Consider the following 21,536-nt stretch of genomic DNA (forward strand, 5'->3'; position numbering starts at 1 on the left):
CAGGACGCGGCGGCGGCTTACCCCGACATCGCGGAATGGCTATCTGCCGACGCCTTTCGCGAACGATTGCCGGACGTCCGAACGTGCGGAGGCGGCCTCTTCATCCCTCGCGGCGGGGCGATCGACGTGCCGGCGTTCGTGAATGGCGTTCTGGATGCGGCCCGGTCGCATGGAGCGCACCTGCACACCGCGGCGGACGTGCGGTACTGGTCGGAGCGGGACGGCACGGTGACGGTCGACGTAGAACACGCAGCCGCGGATGGCGGCGGGTCTCTCGAAACGTATCGCGGCTCCCACCTCCTCCTTTGCGTCGGGCAGGGGTATTCTCGAATCGCCGAACTCACAAATCTCCAACTGACCGGCATCAAGGGTCAAACCGTCCGGGTCCGACGCCCGACGATAACGGGCAGCGGCCCGCTTCACCCGATGTCCGGTCGCGGCTACATCGTTCCTGATGACGACATCCTGATCCTTGGAAGCAGCTATCAACACAACTTCGACTCGCTCCAACCCGATCCGGAGGAGACGAACTACATCCTTACGAAAACCGCGGAGATGCTTCCCGGCCTCGAGCACGCCGAGGTGTTGGATGTCACCTCGGGCGTTCGCGTGAAGCACCTGGACTCCAACCTTCCCATCGTCGGGCCGCTCCCGGACCGAGAGCGGATCTGGACATTCACCGCGCTCGGGTCGAAGGGGCTGCTGACCGCCCCGATAATCGCACATGAACTACACGGCTACCTGCAGAATCCAGCGATCATTCCGAACGACCTCGCCGTTCCGCGACTACTCGACCCCTGACCTAAACGGACGTCGAGAGCCACGCACAATCAACCCGGGTCCCGTCGTCGGGAGCCCCAACCATTGAGTTGACAATCTGGAGACGTTTGCGTCGGTCTCGACCGTCGTTCGAACGAAGCAGGACGGGGGTTGTACAGAGTCGTAGCGCGCCTGTGATTCCGGCCTTCACTGTCCTCCCGTCACCACGGCTTCTGCCTTCCATGGATTACGATGTCATCATTGTCGGTGGCGGCCTCGCGGGGTGCACGGCAGCGACCCATCTTGCGGAGGCGGGCCACCGCGTTGCCCTGCTTGAGAAAGGCTCGTTTCCCCGGCACAAGCTGTGTGGTGAGTTCCTTTCGCCGGAAGTGCAGGACGCGTTTCAGTCGCTCGGTGTGATCGGCGAGATACGCGCGGCCGGATCGCACGACATCGACCGCGCCTGCATCACCTCCCCTGGCGGCGCCACCTTTCGGTGCGACCTGCCGGGCACGGCCATCGGCCTCAGCCGCTACGTGCTGGACGAACTTCTTTTCGAGCGCGCTGGCGACGCCGGCGCAGACACCTACGCCGGCACGAGGATCACCGACATTTCTGGTTCGCTCGACGACGGGTTCACCGTCACATCACCGGATGCAGAGTGGACCGCGCGGGTTGTTCTGGGTGCATTCGGGAAACGATCGACGCTTGACCGCAAACTGGATCGCCCCTTCCTTCAACGTTCGTCTGACCTCGTCGCGTTCAAGGCTCATTTCCTGGGGCCTTCTGTCCCGCGGACGATCGAGATTCACACCTTCCCCGGCGGCTACTGCGGCGTGTCGCACGTAGAAAATGACCGCGTGAACGTGTGCTGGATCGGTCGGGCCGACGCTCTGCAGTCGGCGGGCGGCACGCCGGAGGCAATGATCGACGCCTCCCTCCGAAAGAATCCACACCTCGACGACCGCCTTTGCGATGCCGAGCGTGTAACCGATTCGTTTTACGCGGTCAGCCAGGTCTCGTTGGACGGTAAGGAACTCTTCCGCAACGATGTCTGCATGATCGGCGACACGGCCGGGATGATTGCGCCTTTATGCGGGGACGGGATGGCTATGGCGATCACCTCCGCGGAACTCGCCACGCCGCACGTCGACAGCTTCCTCAACCGGCGATCGAGCGCGGCTGCCTTCCGGTCGGGCTACCGTACGGACTGGACGGATGCGTTCGGCCGGCGCATGCGACTCGGTCGCCTCGCGCACGCCGCCGCGATGCGACCTGCTCTCGCAGCAGCCGCCGTAGGTTTTCTCCGCGCGGCGCCGATGGTCGGACGGTGGCTCGTCCGGAATACACGAGGATAAGCGGCAGTGACGACACCCTCTCACCGCGACGCCGCGCGCCGTAGGCGGTCCATGAGGGCGAGACCAAGCCCTTCCTCCGGCACCTCCTGAGCGAAAATCCGCCGGCATCCCAGGGCGTCGCATTCGCGGAGAAAATAAAACAGCTCCCTCCCATACGCCTTAATCGACGGTGCAACGAACACGTTGGCAAAGGCCGCAGGAACGGCCGGCTCGTCGATCCCGATGTACCCGTGAATGGCCGCAGCATCGGCCTCCCCCGGATCCTTGACGATCACGACTTCTGCCTCTGGTGCGTAGTGACGGTGCTTCGTTCCCGGGCTCCGCGGTACGTCCGGCGCATCATCCACCTCCCGAATCGTGGGCACCACGTCGCGCAGCGCCTCCATTGACACGGCGCCGGGGCGGAGAACGGCGGGAGTATCGGTGGTCACATCCACGACGGTCGACTCAATCCCGGCGTCCGTTCGCCCCCCCCGCAGGATGCACGGGACGCGTCCGACGAGGTCCTCATAGGCCGCGCGCCACGTGGTCGGGCTGGGGCGACCGGACCGATTGGCCGACGGCGCAGCGACCGGCGTTTCGCAGGCGCGCAGAAAGGCACGTGCGATCGGCAGAGACGGGATGCGCACGCCCACGGTGTCGAGTCCTGCGGTGACGCGGTCGGAGAGCGCCGCCGCCCTCGGCAGGACGAGCGTCAGCGGTCCCGGCGTAAATGCCTCCAGCAGATCCTCTGCGGCAGAAGTTACCGTCGCTGCAACCGTTCCGAGGTCCGACCGATCGGCAAGATGAACGATCAACGGGTTGTCAGACGGCCGCCCCTTGGCCCGGAAGATGGCCTCCACCGCGTCGGGATTTAGTGCGTCCGCACCGAGTCCGTAGACGGTTTCCGTCGGAAAGACGGCAAGCTCGCCTCGCTGGATGTACTCGGCGGCTTCTTCCGGGGACGAGGTGATCGTTGTTTTCACGGGCTGAAACTGTACGGCGCGGTCGACGAATTCGAGTCGTATCTACTTCCGGAAGTACCCACCGATCCGTCTTAGAGTCGATCTCATCGGAAGCGCATATGCGCGAGAATCGCACCTGCAGTCTCTACGGCGGCATTTTTGCGAAAGGTCCAATTGACATCGCTGCAGCAACGTCGTAGCATCCATCAACGCTGTCTCCCGCTTACCGACCGGCCCCATGTCTTCTCCCCTTCCGCCTCTCCCCTCCGCCCCACGAAACAGCAGCGGCGACGGTTCACTCCCCCCCGCGCCCCCGCCGGATCTGACCGCCTCGCATGTTGTGGACACGGTCGTGGACTCGGCTCAGTCCGTCCTCCGGCGCCGGTTTCGCGTACTGATGCTGGTCCGGGACGCGTACGACCGCCTTACCGAGGACGCTCCGTCGCTGCAGGCCGTACTGGACGATCTGACGACGATGCTCCGCTTACTGCTTGCATGGGCGAACTCGACCTACCGGCGCGTTCCGTGGACAGCCCTGTCGATGATCGCCGGCGCCGTGCTGTATTTCGTCATGCCGGTCGACCTGGTCCCCGACCTCCTCGGCCCCATCGGGCTCATGGATGATGCTGCGATCATAGCAACTGTCGTCGGGTCGGTACGCGACGAGTTGCAGCGGTTTCGGACATGGGAAAACGGGCGCTCTCTGCCGAGTGCATCGGGCCAGGGTGCGGCGCTCAGCTGACGATGCCCCACCGACAGCCGCTGGCACAGCGGACCGTTACTCTTCGGGGGCGGCGCTACGGTCAATGCCGACCACTTCGTAGTGGCCCGACGGCGTCGCCTCCCCTGTTCGCCGCAGATACACGTCGGTCGTGCCGTACGACGGTGTGGTGATCCGGGCACGGTAGAATGGCGAGTGACCCGATGGAAGCTGGATTTCCGTGCCTGAGACAGATGTCCGGCCGATCTGGTCCGTGATCCGATGGGCCTCGTTCGAAAAGCGGTGCCACTGAACGAATCGAAGGCGCGGCGCCGTCCGCTCGACGTATCGGTGTAGCAGGTCCTCGAAAACGAGTCGCTCGCCGCTCACACGAAACTCATCGAGACCGCCGCCGAAACCGAGGTAGGCGGCGGCAATCGAGTCCCGTCGCCGGGATAGAACGGTGGTGACGTAGTCGACGGGAGCATCGTCCGGGTAGTCCGCGGCGTGCACCATGGCGCGAATCTCCCGATCCGTGATGTGCGCGATCTGCGCGGCCATCCAGAAGGTGTCGGCAGAATCCCGCTGTGCAAATGCGGGGTTGGGGTGCTCGGGACGCCACTTGTCCGGGTCGAAATTTACGGCGCCGAATCGCCCCACGTGCGGGACGTCCGGATACTGGGTGTTGACCCAATCGCCTCCGCTCAGACCAAGCGTTCCCATCCGAACGAGAACGGGGCTGATCTCCACCAGGTACTCCCGACCCATCCACGGCTCCTTGGGCCCGACCTGCGCGCTACCCAGCGACTCAAACGTGTTGTACAGGTAGTGGCGCACGAACGTCCGCTCCCCGTGGCGCACGGCCACGTCAAGGGTCCGCGTCGCCCGAATCCCCGTGTGGTTTAGCCACGCCGCTGCTACGTGTAGCCCGCGCAGCTCGCGACGGCGCTCATGTGGAAAAATGTCGTTGCCGTCGTCCGGGCGGGTTCCGTGGAAGCGAAACGGGCCGATCCGTTCGACGACGGGCTCGGGAATACGCAGCGCCGCCGCCCGATACACGCCTCCGTCGACGGTCGGGGCGTTCTCAAGCGCCTGCCAGATATCTGCCTGCTGTACACCGTTCCGCGAGGCCGGGACGAGACGGCCCGGAGAAAACCGGATGATGCGAAGCTCCGGGACGTTGTAGCCAAGCGCGTGATACGCCCGGTTGGTAACCGCACCGGCCGCCGTCGCCAGCACTGGGTACTCGGGGGAGTCGAGGCGGAGTTCGTACCTCCGTCCATCCCCGTCCCGAATCCGGAGGCGGGCAACGGGACGCACCGAAAGCACGGATTCGACCACCCAGGCGGAGTCCGTCGCCGGACCGTCTGTTTCGCCCGCACCGCGCCGGAGCGCCTCCAGCGTCATCCGCGTTCGATGGTGACGGGTTTCGTACCAGGACGAGTTCGGGACCTGCTGGAGCGTGTTGACGTTGATCGCAGGCCCGGCGTCGCCCCGCGTTTCCACGAAGGTGTTGGACAGAAAACGGACGTAGTCGGAGGCCGTGCGCTGGACGGGCACGGGCATGTTGAGCCGATCGGGGTCCTCAGTGATGGGGTCGTCATCGAGAAAGCGCTGCGCCTGTGCGGTCGGTGTCGCCGTCAGGAGGGCGACGGCACAGGCGGAAACGAAAAACAGCGCGACGCGGGATGCGCCGGATGAAACGGACGTGTACACCGGATGCGAGCGAACGATCGGAGACAATCACGAAAAGGATGGACGCACACCAACGTCCTCCGGTCTCAGAGAATCGAGCCGAATTTGAGGTACGTCGAAAACCCTTCCACGCTTCTTGCGATCTCGAAGCGCGCGACCACGCCCTGCGACGATCGGAACCGGAATCCAACCCCGTATCCGAATTTCATGTCCTCCACGCTCACGTCGTTGATTTCAGAAAACACCTGACCGGCGTCGGCGAAAAGGGCCATATCGAGCCGGTGCCAGATGTGACACCGCATCTCTGCCGTCGTCAGGACGACGTTCCGGTCCCGAAACCGCCCTCCGGTAAAGCCGCGCAGGGAGGCCGGGCCTCCGATGGACTGCATGCGGTAGAACGGGATCGTCTGCTTGTCGGGACTTTCGCTGAGCGAGAGGAACTGCCGAAACGCAAGTCCGCGCTGCATGCCGTGCTCCAGCGTAACGTACTGCTGAGCGTCCAGCGTGAGGCGTGCGTACGAATGGCGACGGTCGACGATGTCCTGATGATGGGTGAGGCTGGCAGCCAGGTAATACCCGCTTGTCGCGTCCAGAGAGATGCCCCGCAGGCGCTCTTCCGTGGGTGCGAAGCGGCGGCCGTAGGTCCGGTTATACGAATCATTTCGAGCATCAAGCTCGGCGAACACACCTCCGATGGCGTAGTCCGCATCGGCGCGGACGCCCGGCGGCGACGGAGAAAAGGCGTTCCCAACGCTGGGCTCGTCGGAATGAAGGCCCGGACCGACGCGGTCGCGGCGGTATGACAGATGCCCGCCGACGAGCAGCCGGTCGTTCAACGCGTACCCGGCCAGTCCGCCGACCATGCCTTCGTCGAGGCGGTAAAACGATCGGTTATCGACCTCCGTGTTGGGTCCGATGCCGTAGAAGCTCTCGGAGGCGCGATGCGTGTACCGGGAAAATCCGTATCCGACCCAGCGCTTGTGCTCGATGCCCCCGATCAGTTCCGTGCCCCAGTACCGGCGAAGGCTACCGAGAACCTGGGCGTGGGCGTGACGATTCGGCCCGCTGAAGAACGGCAGGTCGTAGTAAAGACCGCCGCTGGCACCCGCTTCGCCGGAGAGGCCGCCGAGGACCGGTTGCACGCCGTAGAGATCGGCGTTGGGAATATCAAGTACGAGGCGATCCGGCAGGACCAGACTGCGGTTGCGCTCGACAAATGCGACGAAACGCTCCGCGAGAGTGGCGTCGGGAGGCTCCATCGTGAGCGCCTTCTTCTGCCGCAGGGCTCGCCAGCGAGCGGTCCGCGTGCTGTCGCCACCGTCAACGTAGATGGCCGATTGCGCAGCCTCCAGCGGGAGGTCGGGCAGTTCGGCTTCCCGGATCAGTGCCCCGGCGGTCGTATCCGCGAGGTCCATGCCACCTGCCCGGGTGCCGATCGCCGCGAGAGCCTGATCTTGAATCGGTCCACGTAGCGGGCCTTCCTCGGTCTGCGCATGCGCCGGCGCGCAGAGCAGCAGCGAGAGCAACGCCGAAATGGCCCATGCGGCTGCGGGCTGAAAGGCCGTACAGGCGGCAACGCGCCAGCGAGCCACGTGCCGGCGATCGCTGCGTCGAATGGCGAGGTACGTGCTCACCAGGAAGATTCGAGATATGTGGAGTGGGCCAGCGGGTCAAACAAGGGCGGCCAACCGAAAGCCGCGCCATTCAAGAAGGTACGAAGCGGTCGGGTGCCGCGCAATATTGCCCGGATCTACGGACGGACCTTTTTCGTGCGACAGTGCCCAGAATCCTCCTTGTACACGACACCTTTGCGATGGAGTCTTTCGTCGGCACCACCGGTTGGTACCTTCTCCTCCTTGTCCTCGGTCTTGCCACCGGGGCACTGATTCAATGGTTTCGCCGGAAAGCAAACGAGTAATCCGGTAGACTTGCGGCCGAGTGCACGACTTTAGCGTCGAGCGTCGCTGACCACGCTAAGATCAACGGAAAGTCGAGTTACGGCGTCGAAGATCCGGCGCCAACAGAGGTAGTATCTCCGGCTCCACCCGGACCCGACCGTTGAACGACAATGTCCATGGCGCGATCGATGGAAATCCGATACGTATTGCCGTCCTCGTTCGGGACCGGCTCGTCCGGGTAGAGGTCGGTCGTATCGGCGACGGCGTCGGACGCCATTGCATCGTCGGTTTCGGTCCCCGTCTGCATGTAGATCATGCCCACGCCGACGGCAACCACGGTGACGATGATAGAAAACACGACCGCCAGCGGCTCGGTCGAGTACGATCCGCCGGAGGAAACATCGGCCACAGGCTCGCTTCCTGATGCGTCCGCAACGTCCGGTTGCTCGGGACGCCAGTCGGCGAGAACGAATGTGCCGATCGTTCCATACGGCGTCCACTCCTCGTCCGACCGGTAAGCCCGAACTCGCCAGTACAGTGTCAAGCCTTCCTGCGGTGGGAGCCCGCTGTAGGTAAAGCGCGAACTCGATCCGACGCGACCGTCGAAGGCGATCTCGTCGAACGATCGGTCCTTCGCAATTTGCAACTGGTACGTTTCCGCGTCCGGAACGTGCTCCCACTCGAAGGTGACGGACGGCTCATCGATCGTGGCGCCCTCCGCCGGACCGATCGGCGCGGGGACGCGTGGGCCGCCTGCAGGGTGTCCTGCAGGGTGTGACGACATATCTTCATCACCCGACGAATGGTCGGCGTCTTTGCCGGGCTTCCGTGATTCCGCGTCGTCCGCGTTGTGCGAATGGACTCCCTCCGGTGCTGGAAAATCGGAATCGGACGTCGTCATAGGTGGCAGCGTACCTGGTCCGTACGAAACGAGGCGAACAGGCCCTACGGGACGATCTGTTCGCCGTCTTCGTCTTCAACGATAAGCGCATCCACGGGACAGATGGCGCACGACTCGACGAGACGCCCCTGGTCGATGTCCGGCGTTTCGTCCTGAAAGTCGACGAGGTTTGCATCGTCAATCTCGAAAATCTCTGGCGCGAGGTTCGTGCAGTTGCCGGATCCGATGCACAGCGTGCGGTCGATTTTGACGGACACGCCACTGATCGTGCGTTCTCTGGTATCGTCGCTCATGTGGTGCTTGAAAGCTTAGGAATGGGAGCAGGCAAACCGGCGGACCGGCCTTTCTTGTGAAGCCTTCTCACGGGACGCAGTAGGCACCGTTCCGGACCTTACGCAATGGAGTTGTAACCCGGGATGCTGTCATCGAATCAGCGGTCATCCGCGCGATCGTTGCGACAGACCGCCTCACCGTGGAGCCGTGCTCGGTCACCGACCGAGACCCTGCCGCGCCTGCTGCGACAGAAGGGTCGGCGGCGACTGCAGCGCGAGGCCGCGATCGGTCTTCCAGCACGCTGTTTCCGACAAGACGTACTCGCGCCCGTTCTCCGTGGCCATCTCCACGATGACCTCGTAACGCGTGAAATCCCCCTCACGGATCGGCGTAAAATCCACCGTTTTGAACGTCACGGTCGACCAGTCGGTCAGCCCATGCCGTTCTCCTTCTCGATAGATCCGCTCGAAGGAGCGCTCGATTTCGTTCCGGCGGCGGTCGTAGCTTTCCATCCAGCCTTTCCGGTACGTCTCCGCATCTCGCCCCGCGGCGGCGCGGTGCTCAATCATGTACTCGACGTCGGATCTGGTGTAGATCAGCCGATTAAACGCGTCGGCATCGCCGGCCTTCAGAGCAGAAACGATGGTTCGACCGAACGCATGCGGGTCTTGAGGTAACGTCGCGGACTCCCCGCACCCGCCCGTACAGCCGGGAATCATTGCGAGTACGAGGATCGCCAGAATCCAGCGGGGCGCATTTCGTGGGGACGCGCCCTGCCGATAGGCCGTAAATGAGAGCATGGAAACCTGTGTGAGGAATGGGCAGAAGAACCCGCAGACCGGCAATGTTTAGCACGGCACAGCGGTTTGGCGTCCCCAGCTTACAGCAAATCAGGCGCCATCCTCCGCATCCGGCGACGATTCGTTTGCCTCGTCATTCTCCACGTGTTCGAAGGACCCGGGGTCCGGCGAATCGAACCGCAGCGTGTCGTCAAGCAGGTTGCCCGCGATTTCGATAAAGTCGCTCTCCGTGATGATACCGACAAGCTGCCCTTCGCGCACGACCGGCAAGGCCCCGATTTTCTGCTCGCGCATCAGCTTAACCGCCTCCACCGTGGGGAGGTCAGGCTCCACCGACACCGGTTCTCGGATCATGATCTCGCGAACGGGCACGCCGCCGTCCGGAGTGCCGTTGCGATCAGCGAGGTGTCGGAGCAGCGTCCGGTGACTCACGAGCCCGACGAGGCGGTGCTGCTCGTCTTCGATCAGCACGTGACGGATGCGCTGCCAGTCCATCAGGCAGGCGACAAACTCAATCGACTCGTTCTCGTGCACGGTGAACAGGTCCGTGCTCATGTAGTCCTCGACGTGTGAGGTCGACATTCCGCTCGGCACGAAGGTCTGATCCAGCGTGGCGAGGTCCCAGGTATGCACCGGCTCCCCCGTCTTCTGGTGCTCGACCATCGAGGCGGTCAGCGCCGTCAGCCGCTCCGATCGCGTGCCGATATTTTTCATTTTCTGAACCGACTGCAACTGCCAGTCCGCGCCGGTCTGCCGCGCCTCAACCCGTTCCTCAATGATGCCGAGATACCGGTCGATGTCCGGCTGGGCGATGTCGGACGTCTCGAGCCCCTTCCGAGCCTGCGGTATCAGCGTTTCGAGGACGAGTTCGTGTGCGGGCAGGGTCCGCCCGTCGATCCAGTCGAACTGGGAGGAGAGGCCGTGGCGCGCCGCGGCGATGAAATTATGGTGGGCGTCGTCGAAGTCCATCTCCGACGCGACGTCCTCGTACATTTCCGACATGGCGCTGACGAGACCGAACCAGAATGCCGCATTGGCGACCTCGTCGACGACGGTGGGACCGGACGGCAGGACGCGGTTCTCGATTCTCAGGTGCGGCTTACCCTCTGTTATGCCGTAGCACGCGCGATTCCAGCGGTAGACGGTGCCGTTGTGGAGCTGGAGCGCCTGAAGCTTCGGCACCCCGCCCTCCTGCAGGACGTGCACCGGGTGCTCTTCAAGATCCGTCGTGAGCAGGACCCGGAAGCGGGCGATATCCTCTTTGAAGATCTCCGTCACCGAATCCTGCACCCACTTGGAGCCGAAGTGCACCCGCGGGCTCATTTCACGCAGATACAGGTTGCTGGACCGCGTGTCCACCGCCTGCTGAAAAAGGGCGATGCGGGTTTCCTTCCACAGGCGCTTCCCAAACAGGATCGGCGAATTGGTCGCGGCGGCGAGCACTGGAGCAGCGACGACCTGCGCAATATTGTAGAAGTGTGGAAATTCGTCCGGCGTCACCTGGAAATGGGTCTGGAAGCTCGTATTGCACCCCTCCAGCATGATGGAATCGTGCTTCAAAAACAGCTCGTCGATTCCCCGGATCTGGTACTGCCCGGGTCCGCCGCGGAGGCGTCCAAGCGCCTCATTCAACGCGTAGTAGCGCGGACGGGGCGTCATGAAGTCCATCGCGAAGTCCGACAGGTGCGCCGTCGGCAGGATGCCTGTCATGACCGGCTCCCCGCCCACGGCGTTCACCAGATTGCGGACTTCCGCCAGCAACTCCGTCGTCGCCGCCTCCATCTGCCGGAAGCAATCGCCGCCGTAGACGAGCGGGTCCATGTTGAACTCGATGTTGAAGCGCGTCAGCTCGGTGACGATACGATCGTCTGTATTCCGCTCCAGCACCTCGTCGATGATGGGCGCCGGATCGTACCGGTCGTCGACCATGAACAGCTCTTGCTCCGCCCCGAGCCGACGAATCCCGGTTTCGAACATTTCTTCGCGAAGCATCATCTCGAGCGCCCGGACGTCGCGCAACAGGTGCTGGGTGAATTCCCGCAACACCGCGTCGTCGGTTTTCCGCTGTACGTTTTGCTCGCCCATGCTATTGGATCACTATTTGATGTCGGAGAAAGGTATGGCGCCGAGCGGCCTGCAATCTGCGGCCTCGGACGCCGGGGAAACCGGTTGCGCGCAAAGGACACGTACGCAACGGAGGATGGATCAACGCTTTACATCAAATTTCCATGAACGAACCGGGGTTCCGACGCCGCCGGTTTCGGTCCTGAATCCCGTCGCATAACCCGGTTCCCGTCGCGGAAACCCCCGCGTTCCTGGTCACGTTTTCCCTTCGGCAGTTGCACGCGTCAGTTCCGCTGTCCCGCCTTGCATTCCTCGCACCGCCCGGAGACCGATCCGCCGCATGCTCCGATCCACATCACATATTTCCGCCGCGTCGTCTCTCCGACCCCTCCGGTCGCGGATGCGTGTCCACGTCGCTATCTTGGCGGTGGTTCTCGCGATGGTGCTGTCACTGGGGACGGTTGGAGACGCAACGGCACAGGCACCCGGCGTCCAGCGCACGCTCGACGAGGACAGTCAGACGACGCATGCCCGTAAGCTGTTCGTCCGCGGGATGACGCGGGCTTTTCTCGAAGATTATGAGGCGGCAATCGCCTACTACGAGCAAGCACTGGGGTTGACCCCGAATGAAGCTCCGGTCCTGTCGGCCCTCGCGGAGGCCAAGGCCGAGACGGACGACGTCACCTCGGCCCTTTATTACGCGGAGCGAGCTCGCGACCGAGCCGCAGACAACGCAGCCTATCACACCCAGCTTGCTGACCTGCAGCGTGAGGCCGGCCGGTACGCCGAGGCGATTCAAACGTACAACCGGATGCTCCGTCGTTTCCCCGCCAATGTTGACGCGCGGATGGATCTGGCGCAGACGCAGATCGAAGCGCAGGAGGCCGATGCGGCGATTGACACCTACGAAGCCGTTCTCAACCAGGGAACGGATACACCCCGGGTGCATCTCGAACTGCTCCAGTTGTACCGTCAGACCGAGAATGCCGACGGGATCGAGTCGTCGCTCCGGGCCTTGATGCGTCACCGGCCCGCCGATCAACTCTATCCGCACCTGCTCGGTCAGTTTTACATGGAAGAAGGTCGGACCGGCGAGGCCATCGAGCTCTACGAGAAGCTGCTTCGACGGCGACCCGGCAGCGTGAACGTCGTCATGCGACTGACGTCGCTTTATCGTGAGGCTGGACGAACCGGAGAAGCAGACTCCCTGCTCCACGGTTTTGTGAACGACGCCGACGCGTCGCCCGACCAGTTCGTCGCGCGGGCCCGATCGCTCACCGACGGTTCTCGGTTTCGCGACGACCGGGATGATCCCGAGCTTCGGGCGACGGCGGAGCGTCTGTTGAACCGCGCGCTGGAGATGGATCCGAATCATGCCGACGCCCTGGCGTTGCTGGGCGACCTGAAATACGAGGCCGGAGAGTTCGAGCGCTCGGCAGAGCTTCTGCAGCGGGCCCTCCAGCAGAACCCCCGCTCGCCGCAACGGTGGACACGGGCCGCAGCGGCGCACCTACAGGCGGGTCAGGCCCGGCGGGCATCTACGGTCGCGGATGAAGGCCTCCTTCTCTTCCCCGGTCGCGCGTCTCTTCTTCGCGTGTCGGCATACGCGAGCATGAACCTCGGACAGAACGGTGCGGCCGCGACACGATTCCGCGAGGCAATTGATGCCCTGGATGCCGATCAGAACACGCTGCGAAGCCAGTTAAACGGTGCACTCGGGCTCGTGTACGCCCGGATGCAGCAGTTTTCAAAGTCCGACGCCGCGTACGCACGCGCCCTCGACGCCAATCCGGAGCACGCGGAGGCAGCCAACAATTACGCTTTTAGCCTGGCCGACCGCGGCGTCCACCTCGACCGGGCGCTCCGTCTGGCGCGACGGGCCGTTCGCCTCGACAGCACGAACGCCGCCTACCTCGACACCTTAGGCTGGGTCTATTTTAAGAAAGGCAACTTCGAGCGGGCCCGCTCGACGCTGCACGATGCGCTCCGGACCGGTCAGGCTACGGCCTCGGTCTACGAGCACTTCGGGGACGTGTCCGAGGCGCTGGGCGACACCGAAACGGCGCGGGAGTACTGGCGCCAGGCCCTCCAACGGGCGCCGGAACGAGACCGTGTGCAAGACAAGCTGAACGCTCTCCAGGACGACTGACGCGTTCGGCAGGGCCGGCTGCCGATACGAATGCGCCCGCCCGTCGCGTTCGCATCAGGCGCCGATGCGTGCAGCCGCACGCCTACGAGTAGGCCTACGCGTAGACCGATTTGAGGGATTGCTTCGAGGAATTTCGCCGGCTGGCCGGCGACGACTTCTTTTTTCGACACGTTCATCCAACCACCTCCATGGCTCGCTTCCACTCTTCGCGCCACCTTCTGCTCGCGGCCGTTCTGGTCGCCGGGCTATTCATCGCCGGATGCTCCGGTCCGCGGTCCGCAGGCACGGCCCCAGGCCTTCCGGAGGCATTTCCCGAGCACTCGGCCGGGCAGATCCACAAGCTGATCGAAGGGCAGTCCGACACGCTCTCCGGCTTCCGTGCCAGGGCGCGCATGACCGTCCGGTCCCCGCGCCAGTCCGGCTCGTTCAACGCGGAAGTGCGCCAGAGCCGTCAGGACTCGCTGTGGATGCGCATGAGCCGATTTGGATTTGAAGGGGCGCGCGTCCTCATCACGAGAGACAGCTTTTTCGTGCACAACCGGCTTGAGAACCAGGTGATGGTGGGAACAGTCGACGAGGCGCAGTCGCTTCTCGCCGCCCCCGTTACAGCCGAGGAGGCGTTCACCAACATGCTGGGCCTCCTTTCGCCGAGTCCCGACGTAAACTGGAAGGTTGGAGCCGACTCGCTCAACTACTTCCTGACCTCGCCGAGCGGCCGGGAGACCTACACCGTCGACCCGATCCGGTGGCGGGTCGTCCGGTATGCCAGAACCGCGGATGACGGCGATCTTCTGGAAGAACGCCTTTTTACCGACTTCAAGATGATCGACGGTGTTTCCATCCCCCAGCGGGTCATCTTTCGCAATCGACCGGAGGAGGCCATGGCTATGCTGACCTACGAATCCCTGGATCTCGATCCAGAGAATCTATCGTTCGACTTCGACGTACCGTCCGGCACGCCCCGCGTTTTCCTGCCCGCCTCCAGTCCGTGACGTAGCGCGGACCTTCGTCGCTACTGCCGTTCACGACGCCCCCAGAGCATGTCCATCCGGCCCGACCGAGTCACGCACTCCGGTATGCACGTTCTCGTGATCCCCGGGCTGCTGATCGTGGTGCTTTCGTTTCTGGCCGCGGGACCGCTACACGCGCAGGACATCGCCGATGAACGCAGAAATACACAGCAGCGGCTGGAGTCGCTCAAGAGCCAGATCCAGAAGGACCAGCAGCGCCTGCAGGAGACGACAAAGGAAGAAAAGGCGACGGTCGACCGACTCGAACAGATCAAGCGTGAAATCGCGCTGCGCGAAGAGCTGGTCTCCACGTACGAACGCCGCATGCAGCAGCTTCGCGACGAGCGGAGCGAGCTCCGGGACACTCTCGACGTCCTCGAAGGGCGTCTTGACGAGCTACGGGAGGAATACAAGGCGCACGCCGTTCACGCCTACAAGTACGGCCGTCTCCACGACGTGGCGCTGATTCTGGCCTCCAAGTCCGTCACGCAGATGCTGGTTCGCGTACGCTACCTCCGCCGGTTCGCCGAACAGCGAAGAACGCAGGAGTCCGCCATTCGCGCGGCAGCGGAGCAGTTCAACCGGAGACAGCGAGAGCTCGAGGCCTCGCAGAAGAAGACGCAGCAACTCCTTGCCGAGGCCCGGAGCGAGCGGCAAAATCTGAGTCGTCTTCAGAAAGACCGGCGCACCGTCGTCGCCGAGCTCCGTAGCCGCCGCTCCGAACTGCAGCAGGAGATCACCCGGAAAGAGCGCGCGGCTCGCGAACTCGAGGAGCAGATCCGTGAGCTCGTCGCCCGTTCAGAAGCGCGCGACCGTCGCGCTCGCGTGTCCGGGGCCGCGTCCGCTCCGGCCCGCGCTGCCGACTACGCGCGCCTCTCCGCCACCTTCCAGCAGAATCGGGGTACCCTCCCCTGGCCCGCGGAAGGAGCCGTCACCGAAGGCTTCGGCAATCGCGTTGACCCGGTCCACGGAACCGAGACGTACCACCCGGGCATTCTCATCGCCACCAACCCGGAGCAGTCCGTCCGGGCCGTCTTCGAGGGCGTCGTGACCGGCATCGACTTTGTGCCCGGATACGGCACCTATCTTGTGATCCGCCACGGCGATTACCTGTCCGTCTACAGCAACTTCTCCTCGCTCTTCGTCTCGCAGGGCGACCGCGTCGACACCGGGGAAGTGATTGGAAATGCCGGAACGTCCAACGAGCCGCGGGGCGCCGGCCTGTTCTTCGCGGTGTTTGATAAGAAGAAGAACACGAGCGTCGATCCGATGGGCTGGCTGGGCGGACGGTAGCGTAATCCCCGAAACGTGCTCACCGGGCGCGGTGGACGTATTCACAGAAGCTTTCGTACGCCGGGCGAGTCCAAGTTGGGAACGGTGGGGAGCAGCGTGTATTTTAGCGCTTGCATGTTCGAAACGCCCAACTATTGCACCTCGACTCCATGGCTACTACGTATGACTGCGTGATCATCGGGAGCGGTCCCGGCGGTTACGAGACCGCCATCCGGGCCACACAGCTCGGACTGAAAACGGCAATCGTCGAAAAGAACAAGCTGGGAGGCGTCTGCCTCAACATCGGCTGCATCCCGACGAAGGCGCTGCTGAAGAGCGCCGAGGTAATGGCGGAATCGAAGCACATCTCCGACTTCGGTCTCAACCTGGAGGGCGAGATCACCGCCGACTTCCCGAAGGTCATCGAGCGTAGCCGTGGCGCGGCCGCCCAGATGAACAAGGGCGTACAGTACTTGATGCGCAAGAACGACGTCGACGTGCTCTACGGCTACGGCCGTCTCGCGGGCAATGGCACGGTGGAGATTCAGCCGAGCGAGAACATGGACGGTGAGGAGATCGGCGAAGAGCAGACCGTCGAGGCCGAGCACATCATCGTCGCGACGGGAGCCCGCCCGCGCGAGATTCCGCCGCTTCCGATCGACGAGGACAAGGTGGTCTCATCGACGGGCGCCATGATGCAGACAGAGCAGCCCGATCGCCTCGTTATCGTCGGCGCCGGCGCGATCGGTGTGGAGTTCGGCTACTTTTACAACCACATGGGGACGGACGTCACCATCGTGGAGGTGCAGGACCGGATCGTACCGAATGAAGACCGGGACGTATCGAAAGAGCTCGAGCGCTCGTTCAAGAAGGCCGGCATCAACATCATGACCGGCGCGATGGTGCAGGGCTTCGAGGAGAGCGACGGCGGCCTCCGGGTCGAAATCGAGACCGACCAGGGCACCGAGCATGTGGAAACCGACCAGATCCTATCGGCGGTCGGTGTTGTCGGTAATGTCGAGAACCTCGGCCTCGAAGAGGTTGGCGTCGAGACCAACGGCAATGACATCGTGGTCGACGAGTTCTACCGGACGAACGTGGACGGTGTGTACGCCATTGGGGACGTCACCGGTGCGCCCTGGCTCGCCCATAAGGCAAGCCACGAGGGCATCATCTGCATCGAGAACATCGCCGGCGAAGACGTTCGCCCGATGAACAAAAAGAACATTCCGGGCTGCACGTACTGCCAACCGCAGATCGCCTCCGTCGGCTACACCGAGGCGCAGGCCGAGGACGCGGGCTACGACATCAAGGTCGGCAAATTCCCGTTCAAGGCGTCGGGCAAGGCCGCCGCGCTGGGGCACACGGAAGGCTTCGTCAAGATCATCTACGACAAGAAGTACGGCGAGCTTCTCGGCTGCCACATCATCGGGCACGACGCCACCGAGCTGATCGCGGAGGTGGTCAGCGCCCGGACGCTCGAAACGACGGGCCACGAGATCATGGAATCCATCCACCCGCACCCGACGCTCTCCGAGTCCATCATGGAGGCGACGCGCGTGGCCTACGGAGAACCGATCAACGTCTGATCCCCAGACTGGGCCTGAGAAGGCATCTTCTCACGCCACGGGCGGTCCCTACCGGGGCCGCCCTTTTTTTTGCCATCGCCGGACATTACTCAGATGCGACACGGAGGTCCTTCAGGACAGCGCCATGCGGGTCTACAACGATAGAGGCACCCTCAGGGACGGTCTGCGTCGCGGTTCCGTCGTCCAGTAGCACCCGTCGTACCTCCCCGTTAATCTCTACCGGGACCGGTACGTCAAGCGTGTGACCGTCGGCGGTCTGCGTCCACCTGAGGGTGAGCGCCTCCTCCGCACGGGTTACGGTCAACTGCGGCAGTTCGGCGCGGTACAGGTATGCATGAAAGAAAGCGTCGAGCGAGCGTCCCGACACGCGTTCGGCTGCGTCCAGAAAGTCATCCGTCGTGACCGACCGCGCCTGCGAGCCGTCTGTCGCAGCGCGTATCGCCTCCGTCGGGTACGTAAACTCCTTCAGGAGCTGGAAGAAGGCGTCGTCCCCGATCACGTAGCGCAGCGTGTGCAGGATGAGCGCTCCCTTGTAATAAACATCCGTTCCATACATCTCCTGTGCCGACGTGGCGTTTTTGCGGGCCACAGGCGAGCGGTTCGTAATCTGTCCCCGCCAGAACCGGACGGTGGACCGGTACCCGTCCGTCCCTTCCAGCGACTCCCGATAGAGCGCTTCGAGGTACGTGGCGAACCCCTCGTGAATCCAGAAGTCCTTCCAGTCGCTTGCCGTCACGAGGTTGCCGTACCACTCGTGGGCGAGTTCGTGAAAGTGAAGGGCATCGAACCCGGCCGGGTAGTAGAGACCGCCCTCGAGATTGAAGTCGTTGCCGTAGGCGATGATGGTCTGATGCTCCATCCCCTTAAACGGAGTCTGTGCGATGCCGTACTTGTCGGCCCGAAAGGGGTAGGGCCCGAGTGTATTCTCCAGGAAGCGGACATGCTCCAGAAAGTGCGGAAGCGCCGATCTCGCACGGGCTTCGTCACCTGGTAGCGCATAGAACGATACGGGCATCTCCCCTCCCGCCGTGCTTCGGTAGGTCGTGTCTACGCGAACGTAGGGAGCCGCGTGAAGCGCCACCGTGTACGGATTGATCGGCGTGGAAACGAACCAGCGGTAAGTTCGCGACGAGTCGGTTTCGGTCACGCCGCGAAGGCGGCCATTTGAGGCGGCGACCAGCGGTCGCGGAAGCGTAATGTCGATCGCCATCGAGTCGGGTTCGTCCGACGGGTGATCTTTAACGGGCCACCACATATCAGCCCCGATGGTCTGGCACGAGGTTGCGATCCACGGTTGTCCCTCCGGCGTCTTCGACCAGGTGAACCCGCCGTCCCAGGGAGGCTGCGGCGCCACGCGGGGCGATCCGGCGTAGTCGACCATCACCCGAAGCGTGTCTCCGTTCTGCGCGGTCGCGGGCAGCGTCATCCAGAGTTGATTGCCGTCCGCTCGCCGCTCGACCGCCAGTTCCACCACTTCGTCGCGCCATGTGAGGCGTGCCGATGACACCTCGAGTCGACCGTCGAGGTTGAGGACGAAGTGGTCAATCGGGTCGGTGACCGCCGCTACGGCCGTGAGGCGCCCATCGATCGATCGGGCCGCTGTGTCCACGTCGACGCTCAGGTCGTAGTAGGTAACATCGTAAGCCGCCTGCTCGGGAAGCAGGGCGCCTCCGGAGTCCTGCCCGGACGCGTCCGCCGAACAGCCGGCGCACAGCATGGAGGCTCCTACGAGTAGGATGAGACGGACCAGGCGATCCATGGGACGTCGGGGCGAAAAATAGAGACCGAAGTGCAGGATGCAACCGAAGGGTCCGGGGCGTGCATCCCGGAGACCGCCATCCCAACGAAAAACCCCGCCCCGTCGCGGTCCATGCCGGGGCGAGTGTGCGGGAAAGGGGCAGCCGAGAAATCGGACTAGCGAACGACGCTTCCCGGTTCTGCGTCTGCAGAGATGGGCGCCAGATTGCCGTCCCGATCTTCCGCCATCAGGACCATGCCCTGGCTTTCCAGGTCGAACATGGTTTTCGGCGCGAGATTGGCCACGACGACCACGTTACGCCCCTTGATCTCGTCAGGGGTCATGTGCTCCGCGATGCCGGCGAGTATCTGGCGCTCCTCATAGCCGAGGTCGATTTCGAGTCGTAGCAGTTTGTCCGCATCTTCGACGGGTTCTGCCGCTGTGACGACGCCCATCCGAAGATCCAGGTTCATGAAGTCACCGAACTCGATCCGGTCCTTCTTCGGCGCGTACCCGGCGTCCTCCGCTGTGGCCGTTTCGGCTGTCGAAGCGTCCGTGTCGTCCGTCTGGCCGAGTTTTTCGCGTTGTTCGTCCATCGTGTTGTCTTCTACCTTTTCAAAAAGAATATCGGGGGTACCGAGAACGTGGCCCGGAGAAAGGAGCGAGGTGCCGGCATCTTCCCACCCGATGAGATCATCGGTCGGGACGTCGCCGTCTCGCGGAGCGCTGGGACGCACCCCGTCGAGGTTCAGCATGTCACGCAGGCGTGCAGCGGCATCCGGCAGTACCGGCTCCATCAGCACGGATAGCGATGCGCAAAGCTGCAGGCAGAGATGCACGGTGTTGGCCGCCGCAGGACTGTCATCGTCCTTTCGCGTATGCCACGGCTCCGTGTCATTGAAGTACTTGTTGCCGGCGCGGGCAAGGTCGATTGTCTCGTAAATCGCCTCGCGCATTCGGTACTCGTCGTACGCGGCGCCGATCACGCCGGGCGCCGACCGGAGTCGAGCCAGAAGCTCCTCGTCCGTCTCCGTCGGATCCTTCAGCGGCGGCACAGCGCCATCGAAGAAGCGGTCGGCGAATGTCAGCGTCCGGTTGACGAAGTTGCCGAGCACATCGGCGAGTTCTCCGTTGATGCGGCTCTGAAAACCGTCCCAGCTAAAGTCGGCATCTTTCGACTCCGGCAGCGTTGTGCCCAATGCGTATCGAAGCATGTCCGCGCCGTGGGTGGCGCCCTCGAAGTCGTCGAGGTATTCGTGCAGCCAGACCGCCCAGCCACGGCTCGTCGACAGCTTACGGCCTTCCAGGTTCAAAAACTCGTTGGCCGGGACGTTGTCCGGCAGCACGTAGTCGCCATGCGCCTGGAGCATCGCCGGAAACATGAGGCAGTGAAAGACAATGTTGTCCTTTCCGATGAAGTGGACGAGCTTGGTCCCTTCATCTTGCCAGTACGTTCGCCAGCGATGCGGATCTCCCTGCTCGGCGGCCCACTCCTTGGTTGCGGAAATGTATCCGATGGGCGCGTCGAACCACACATAGATGACTTTTCCCTCCGCCTCCAGGCCGTGTCGGGCCGCGACGTCTTCCGGGACCGGCACGCCCCAGGGGACGTCGCGGGTAATGGAGCGGTCCTTCAGTCCCTCGTTGAACCAGCTCTGGACCTGCCCGAGCACGTTATTCTTCCACTCGGGATGCGTGGCGATCCAGGCTTCGAGGTCCGGCTGCATGTCGCCCAGCGGGATGTACCAGTGCGACGTCTGCTTTAGCACGGGTGTTGCGTCCGTGAGCGTGCTCTTCGGGTCGATGAGTTCGGTCGGGCTCAGCGAAGACCCGCATTTCTCACACTGATCGCCGTACGCCTCCTCATACCCGCAACTGGGGCACGTGCCAACGACGAACCGGTCCGCCAGAAACATCTCGGCCTCCGGGTCAAACAGCTGTTCGTTCGTTTTGAGCTTGAAGATGTCTTTTTCGTCGAGCGTTCGGAAGAACTCCTGAGACGTGACCCGGTGCGTATCCGAGCTCGTCCGGCCGTAATAATCGAAGCTCATCCCGAAGCGATCGAAGCTGTCTTCGATCATCGGGTGATAGTGGTCGACGATGTCCTCCGGCGAGCGTCCCTCGCGGAGCGCGCGCATCAAGATGGCAACGCCCATCTCATCGGACCCGCAGATGAACAGCACGTCCTCCCCCTTGAGGCGCTGATACCGGCAATACAGGTCGGCGGGCAGGTACGCCCCGGCGAGGTGACCGAGGTGAATATTGCCGTTAGCGTACGGCAGGGCGGCCGTCACCAGAATACGGTCGTGCGAATCGTTCGGCATGGCGAGTTGGCAGTGGGCGGAAAGCGAACATCAGCGCGCCGTCGAGATGCCGGGCATCCCGC

16 protein-coding genes are annotated in these 21,536 nt (G+C 63.4%); 7 read left to right on the forward strand and 9 right to left on the reverse strand.

Annotated elements, in window-relative coordinates; translation table 11 throughout:
- On the forward strand, window positions 1-801 hold an 801-nt coding region (locus tag ACFCU0_RS00725; protein ID WP_434971736.1), incomplete at its 5' end, for an NAD(P)/FAD-dependent oxidoreductase.
- A gap of 200 nt (window positions 802-1,001) precedes the next feature.
- Window positions 1,002-2,117: an NAD(P)/FAD-dependent oxidoreductase gene (locus ACFCU0_RS00730; protein ID WP_434971737.1), complete on the forward strand. Its 1,116-nt coding sequence runs from the start codon at window positions 1,002-1,004 to the stop codon at window positions 2,115-2,117.
- A gap of 20 nt (window positions 2,118-2,137) precedes the next feature.
- On the opposite strand, the gene ACFCU0_RS00735 is transcribed toward ACFCU0_RS00730, so the two are convergent.
- On the reverse strand, window positions 2,138-3,082 hold the full coding sequence (locus ACFCU0_RS00735; protein ID WP_434971738.1) for an L-threonylcarbamoyladenylate synthase: 945 nt from the start codon (window positions 3,080-3,082) through the stop codon (window positions 2,138-2,140).
- Window positions 3,083-3,299: 217 nt separating this feature from the next.
- Here ACFCU0_RS00735 and ACFCU0_RS00740 point away from each other — a divergent pair, with 217 nt between their 5' ends.
- Entirely contained in the window at window positions 3,300-3,803 is a 504-nt protein-coding gene (locus ACFCU0_RS00740) for a YkvA family protein (RefSeq protein ID WP_434971739.1), read from the forward strand.
- A gap of 36 nt (window positions 3,804-3,839) precedes the next feature.
- Here the strand turns inward: ACFCU0_RS00740 and ACFCU0_RS00745 are convergent, their stop codons facing one another.
- The 6 genes from ACFCU0_RS00745 to ACFCU0_RS00770 form a co-directional block, all read right to left on the reverse strand.
- Window positions 3,840-5,477, reverse strand: a complete 1,638-nt coding sequence (locus tag ACFCU0_RS00745) for a hypothetical protein (RefSeq protein WP_434971740.1) — start codon at window positions 5,475-5,477, stop codon at window positions 3,840-3,842.
- A 65-nt stretch (window positions 5,478-5,542) separates the two neighbouring features.
- A complete protein-coding gene (locus ACFCU0_RS00750) occupies window positions 5,543-7,090 on the reverse strand; it encodes a BamA/TamA family outer membrane protein (protein WP_434971741.1) in 1,548 nt (515 codons plus the stop codon).
- Window positions 7,091-7,451: 361 nt separating this feature from the next.
- Window positions 7,452-8,255 carry a hypothetical protein gene (locus ACFCU0_RS00755; protein ID WP_434971742.1) on the reverse strand — a complete coding sequence of 268 codons (804 nt, stop codon included), beginning with the start codon at window positions 8,253-8,255 and terminating at the stop codon, window positions 7,452-7,454.
- 44 nt (window positions 8,256-8,299) lie between these two features.
- Window positions 8,300-8,548, reverse strand: a complete 249-nt coding sequence (locus ACFCU0_RS00760) for a ferredoxin (RefSeq protein WP_434971743.1) — start codon at window positions 8,546-8,548, stop codon at window positions 8,300-8,302.
- Window positions 8,549-8,743: 195 nt separating this feature from the next.
- The gene (locus ACFCU0_RS00765) at window positions 8,744-9,328 is read right to left on the reverse strand and encodes a hypothetical protein (RefSeq protein WP_434971744.1); all 585 of its coding nucleotides are present in this window, start codon (window positions 9,326-9,328) and stop codon (window positions 8,744-8,746) included.
- A 90-nt stretch (window positions 9,329-9,418) separates the two neighbouring features.
- Window positions 9,419-11,413, reverse strand: a complete 1,995-nt coding sequence (locus tag ACFCU0_RS00770) for a CBS domain-containing protein (RefSeq protein ID WP_434971745.1) — start codon at window positions 11,411-11,413, stop codon at window positions 9,419-9,421.
- Window positions 11,414-11,732: 319 nt separating this feature from the next.
- Here ACFCU0_RS00770 and ACFCU0_RS00775 point away from each other — a divergent pair, with 319 nt between their 5' ends.
- The 4 genes from ACFCU0_RS00775 to lpdA all read left to right on the forward strand — a co-directional run bounded on the left by ACFCU0_RS00775 (window position 11,733) and on the right by lpdA (window position 17,412).
- Entirely contained in the window at window positions 11,733-13,541 is a 1,809-nt protein-coding gene (locus ACFCU0_RS00775) for a tetratricopeptide repeat protein (protein WP_434971746.1), read from the forward strand.
- A 188-nt stretch (window positions 13,542-13,729) separates the two neighbouring features.
- Window positions 13,730-14,533, forward strand: coding sequence for a DUF4292 domain-containing protein (locus tag ACFCU0_RS00780; protein WP_434971747.1), 804 nt, complete (start codon window positions 13,730-13,732; stop codon window positions 14,531-14,533).
- A gap of 48 nt (window positions 14,534-14,581) precedes the next feature.
- The gene (locus tag ACFCU0_RS00785; RefSeq protein ID WP_434971748.1) at window positions 14,582-15,844 is read left to right on the forward strand and encodes a murein hydrolase activator EnvC family protein; all 1,263 of its coding nucleotides are present in this window, start codon (window positions 14,582-14,584) and stop codon (window positions 15,842-15,844) included.
- Window positions 15,845-15,993: 149 nt separating this feature from the next.
- A complete protein-coding gene (gene lpdA, locus ACFCU0_RS00790) occupies window positions 15,994-17,412 on the forward strand; it encodes a dihydrolipoyl dehydrogenase (RefSeq protein WP_434971749.1) in 1,419 nt (472 codons plus the stop codon).
- 85 nt (window positions 17,413-17,497) lie between these two features.
- On the opposite strand, the gene ACFCU0_RS00795 is transcribed toward lpdA, so the two are convergent.
- A complete protein-coding gene (locus tag ACFCU0_RS00795; RefSeq protein WP_434971750.1) occupies window positions 17,498-19,171 on the reverse strand; it encodes a M1 family metallopeptidase in 1,674 nt (557 codons plus the stop codon).
- Between the two features lie 155 nt (window positions 19,172-19,326).
- On the reverse strand, window positions 19,327-21,474 hold the full coding sequence (gene metG, locus ACFCU0_RS00800; protein WP_434971751.1) for a methionine--tRNA ligase: 2,148 nt from the start codon (window positions 21,472-21,474) through the stop codon (window positions 19,327-19,329).
- Between the last annotated feature and the right edge of the window lie 62 nt (window positions 21,475-21,536).

Origin of the sequence: Longibacter sp. (assembly GCF_051155795.1) — a bacterium.
In the GTDB taxonomy this organism is placed as follows: Bacteria; Bacteroidota; Rhodothermia; order Rhodothermales; family Salinibacteraceae; genus Longibacter.